Origin of the sequence: Mesorhizobium sp. M1A.F.Ca.IN.020.06.1.1, assembly GCF_004023265.1 — a bacterium.
In the GTDB taxonomy this organism is placed as follows: Bacteria; Pseudomonadota; Alphaproteobacteria; order Rhizobiales; family Rhizobiaceae; genus Mesorhizobium.
Genome location: NZ_RZSR01000545.1, coordinates 1 through 4086, shown reverse-complemented (window position 1 = coordinate 4086; position 4086 = coordinate 1). Strand labels below are relative to the sequence as shown.

The following is a 4086-nucleotide window of genomic DNA, read 5'->3' as shown; positions in this document are numbered from 1 at the left end:
TCGCACGCCATCGACCGTGCCCGTGTCGCCGAGGGCGAGGCCGCCGCCAACTGGCGCGACCGCGCCAATCTCTTGCCGCCGCTGGCAAAAGCCTTTTCGACCGATGTCGGCGTCGAGGCCGCTTCGCTGGGGATCCAGGTGCATGGCGGCATGGGCTTCATCGAGGAGACGGGCGCGGCGGCGCTCTATCGCGACGCCCGCATCGCGCCGATCTATGAAGGCACCAACGGCATCCAGGCGATCGACCTCGTCTCGCGAAAACTGCCGCTCGGCGGCGGCGCGCACGTGCATCGCTATATCGGCGAATTGAAAGCGATGGCCGATGCGGTGCGCACCTCCAACATCGAAGGTTTTGGCCGCACCGCCGACAATCTCGATCGCGCGCTTGCCGATCTCGACGAGGCAACGCGCTTCTTGCAAAGGCTGTTGGCCGACGGCAAGGCCGATGCCGCGATGGCCGGCGCCACGCCCTATCTGCGCCTAATCTCGCTCGCCGCCGGCGGCGCTTATTTGGCGCAAGGCGGCCTAGCCGACCGCGGCCGCGTCGCGCTTTGCCGCTTCTTTGCCGAGAACCTCCTAGGCGAGACGCGCGCGCTCAAGGAGCGCGTCATCGACGGCGCCGAAAGCCTCGCCGCCGCCGGCAAGGCGCTGATCGCCTGAACAGCCAGTCAGCCGAAGGAACCGACCGTGACCGACCATATCCTCATCGAGCGCTGGGGCGCCGTGCAGATCATCCGCATGAATCGGCCGGACAAGAAGAACGCGCTGACGCGTGCCATGTATGCGAAAATGTCGGCCGCCCTTTCTGAAGGGGATGCCGACCCGACCGTTCGCGTCCATGTCTTTCTCGGGGTGCCCGGTGCCTTTTCTTCCGGCAACGACCTTGCGGACTTCCTGGTGATCGCCACCGGCGGCGAGGGGGGGAATGAGGTGTGGGATTTCCTGATGGCGCTGGCCAAGGCGGAGAAGCCGATGGTCTCGGGTGTCGATGGCATAGCGGTGGGCATCGGCACCACGCTCAATCTGCATTGCGACCTGACCTTCGCCACGCCGCGAACGCTCTTCCGCACGCCCTTCGTCGACCTCGGCCTCGTGCCGGAGGCCGGCTCGAGCCTGCTCGCGCCGCAGGTCCTCGGCCGCCAGGGCGCCTTCGCGCTGCTCGGTCTCGGCGAAGGCTTTTCGGCTGAGCGCGCCAAGGCCGCCGGCCTGATCTACGACGTGGTCGCGGAAGACGCCCTGGAAGGCGCGGTGCTGGCAGCGGCGGCCGAGATCGCCGCCAAGCCGCCGCAGGCGCTTAAGATTGCCCGCGATCTGATGCGTGAGCCGCGCGAGGAACTCGTCGCCCACATCAAGCTAGAGAGCGAGCATTTCCGCGAGCGGCTGAAGTCCGACGAGGCGCGCGCCGCGTTGACCGCCTTCATGACCCGCAAGAAAGGCTGAAAAATCTCCGCTCTCGGCGACATCAGGGGTAAAGCCGCGTCTTGTCCCAGCCGCCGCCGTCGTTTCTCGAGAACACGATGCGGTCATGCAGCCGGAACGGGCGGTCGTGCCAGAACTCGATCGTCTCCGGCAGGATGCGGAAGCCCGACCAGTGTTTCGGCCGCGGGATTTCGCCAATCGCATAGCGCGCCGTGTATTCGGCCACCGCCTTCTCCAGCGCGAAGCGGCTTTCCAGCGGCCGCGACTGTTTCGAGGCCCAGGCGCCGATGCGGCTGCCGCGCGGCCGCGTCGCATAATAGGCGTCGGCCTCGGCGTCGCTGACGATCTCCACCGGCCCGCGCACGCGCACCTGGCGGCGCAGCGATTTCCAGTGGAAGCACATCGCCGCCTTCATGCTGCCAAGAATCTCGCGGCCCTTGGCGCTCTCGAAATTCGTGTAGAAGACAAATCCCCTTTCGTCGAACCCCTTGAGCAGCACCATCCGCACATCCGGCATGCCGTCGGCGTCGACGGTTGCCAACGCAACGCCGTTGGGGTCGTTGATCTCGCTCTTGACGGCGTCGTCCAGCCACTCGGCAAACAGCCGGAACGGCTCCAAAGCCTCGGCGAAGTCACCGCTTGTTAACTCGCTTTCGTTCATAGTTTTCCAAATTTTTAACGTTGCGGGAGGAGTTCGCCGATTGTCGCGTATCGCGCAAGCTTTTGACAGCGGGCAATGGAGCGTTATTGCTTCGGCCAGCGCCAAGGCTGCGTTGCTGACATTGGCGCTTCCGCTCGCGGCCTGTGGCGCCGGCGGCTTCAGCCTCGAGAAGGCGGAGGTTGACCGCTCGATCATCACCTCCAGCGCGCCGTCCGCGCCCGCCGTGCCGGCAAGCAGCGACAACGACTCGGACCAGACCACGATCGGCAATGCGGTGTCTTCCGCCGACATCCAGGAGCTCGGCGGCCAGGCGGTGCCATGGGCCAATGCCGGCACCGGCTCCCGCGGCTCGATCACCGAGCTGGTGGAACTCAAGGATGGCGGCTTGACCTGCCGCCGCTTCAACGCGACGCGGGAAAGTTTCGACGGCGTCGCCATGTATCAGGGCGAGCTGTGCATTGCCGACGCCGGAGGCTGGCGCATGCAGGAGTTCAAGGCGCTCTAATTTCAGTGTCCATTGGCATCTTGCACCACTGGAATTTCTTCCTATGCGAGCGCATATAGAGGGCAACTGTGGACCCAATCTCTCTTTCAGGCAGGAAGCATGCGCGACCCCTATGAGGTGCTGGGCGTTGCCAAGAACGCCTCGGCCAAGGAAATAAAATCGGCGTACCGCAAGCTCGCCAAGCAGCATCATCCGGACCAGAATCCGAATGATCCGAAGGCGAAAGAGCGTTTTGCGGCCGCCAACCAGGCCTATGAGATCGTCGGCGACGAGAAGCGCCGCGCAGCTTACGATCGCGGCGAGATCGACGCCGACGGCAAGCCGAGATTCCAGGGCTTCGAGGGCGCGGCCGGTGGCGATCCGTTTGCCGGATTCCGCCGTCAGCAGCGCCCCGGCGGGGCGCATTTCGAATTCCGCACCGGTCGTCCGGGCGGCGATCCTTTCGACGGCAACAGCGACATCTTCAGCCAGATCTTCGGCGAGGCCTTTTCGGGTGGGCGCGGTCCAGGCCGTGGCGACCGTCGCCAGCCGGTCCAGGCGCCTGACCTCAATGTCACGCTGGACATCACCGTCGAAGAGGCCGCCACCGCGGAGAAGGTGACGGCGATGTTCCCTGACGGCCGCAAGATGGCGGTCAAGCTTCCCACCTATGTCGAGGAGGGCCAGACCATCCGCCTGAAGGGTCAGGGCGAGCAGGGGCCCGGCCAGCCGGGCGACGCGCTGGTCAAGATCCACATTCGCCGCCATCCGCGCTATCGCATCGAGGGCCGCGACCTGCATGTCGACCTGCCTATCGAACTCGCCGACGCGGTGCTCGGCGCCAAGGTGGCCGTCGAGACGCCGACCGGCAAGCTCGCGGTCAACGTTCCCGCATGGTCGAGCTCGGACAAGGTGTTGCGCCTGAAGGGCAGGGGCCTGCCGGAAAAAGTAGGTGGCCATGGCGATCTCTACGCCCATGTGCGGCTGATGCTGCCGGAGGGTGGAGACGCCGATCTCGAAGCCCTGATGCGCAAGCGGAAAGGCTGATCGAAGCGGTTTTCTCCTCAAGCCAGTCTGTTTTCGACGCTTGAAGGGGCCCTGTGCCTGTGCGATAGGGCTCCACAAAGCAGACATTCTTGCGGAGAATTGCGCACATGGCGGGTGGACAGGGCCTGATGGCCGGTAAGCGAGGCCTCATCCTTGGCGTCGCAAACAATCGGTCGATCGCTTTCGGCATCGCCAAGGCTTGCGTCGATCACGGCGCCGAAATCGCGCTGACCTATCAGGGCGAGGCGTTCAAGAAGCGCGTCGAGCCGCTGGCGGCGGAACTCAACGCGCATGTCGCCGGCCATTGCGACGTGACCGATCCGGAAAGCCTGGACGCAGTCTTTGCCGACATCGCCAAGCACTGGGGCAAGCTCGACTTCCTCGTCCATGCCATCGCCTTCTCGGACAAGGACGAGCTGACCGGCCGTTATGTCGAGACGACGCGCGATAATTTCCTGCGCACCATGGATATTTC

6 protein-coding genes are annotated in these 4086 nt (G+C 65.0%); 5 read left to right on the top strand and 1 reads right to left on the bottom strand.

From position 1 onward, the window contains the following. The coding region (locus tag EOA60_RS21905) for an acyl-CoA dehydrogenase C-terminal domain-containing protein (protein ID WP_164899454.1) at positions 1–660 on the top strand (660 nt) is incomplete at its 5' end. A gap of 27 nt (positions 661–687) precedes the next feature. After that, complete coding sequence (locus tag EOA60_RS21900) at positions 688–1440, top strand: crotonase/enoyl-CoA hydratase family protein (RefSeq protein ID WP_095823816.1); 753 nt, start codon at positions 688–690, stop codon at positions 1438–1440. 22 nt (positions 1441–1462) lie between these two features. Here EOA60_RS21900 and pdxH read toward each other — a convergent pair whose 3' ends face one another. Beyond that, positions 1463–2080 carry a pyridoxamine 5'-phosphate oxidase gene (gene pdxH / locus EOA60_RS21895; protein WP_095800897.1) on the bottom strand — a complete coding sequence of 206 codons (618 nt, stop codon included), beginning with the start codon at positions 2078–2080 and terminating at the stop codon, positions 1463–1465. A gap of 40 nt (positions 2081–2120) precedes the next feature. On the opposite strand from pdxH, the gene EOA60_RS21890 reads away from it, so the two are divergent. From EOA60_RS21890 to EOA60_RS21880, 3 genes are all read left to right on the top strand, one after another. Next, positions 2121–2585, top strand: coding sequence for an RT0821/Lpp0805 family surface protein (locus EOA60_RS21890; RefSeq protein WP_067327836.1), 465 nt, complete (start codon positions 2121–2123; stop codon positions 2583–2585). A 99-nt stretch (positions 2586–2684) separates the two neighbouring features. Continuing rightward, complete coding sequence (locus EOA60_RS21885; RefSeq protein WP_127335152.1) at positions 2685–3611, top strand: J domain-containing protein; 927 nt, start codon at positions 2685–2687, stop codon at positions 3609–3611. A gap of 107 nt (positions 3612–3718) precedes the next feature. Further along, positions 3719–4086, top strand: a 368-nt coding sequence (locus EOA60_RS21880; protein ID WP_128311867.1) for an SDR family oxidoreductase, incomplete at its 3' end; no start/stop codon positions are given.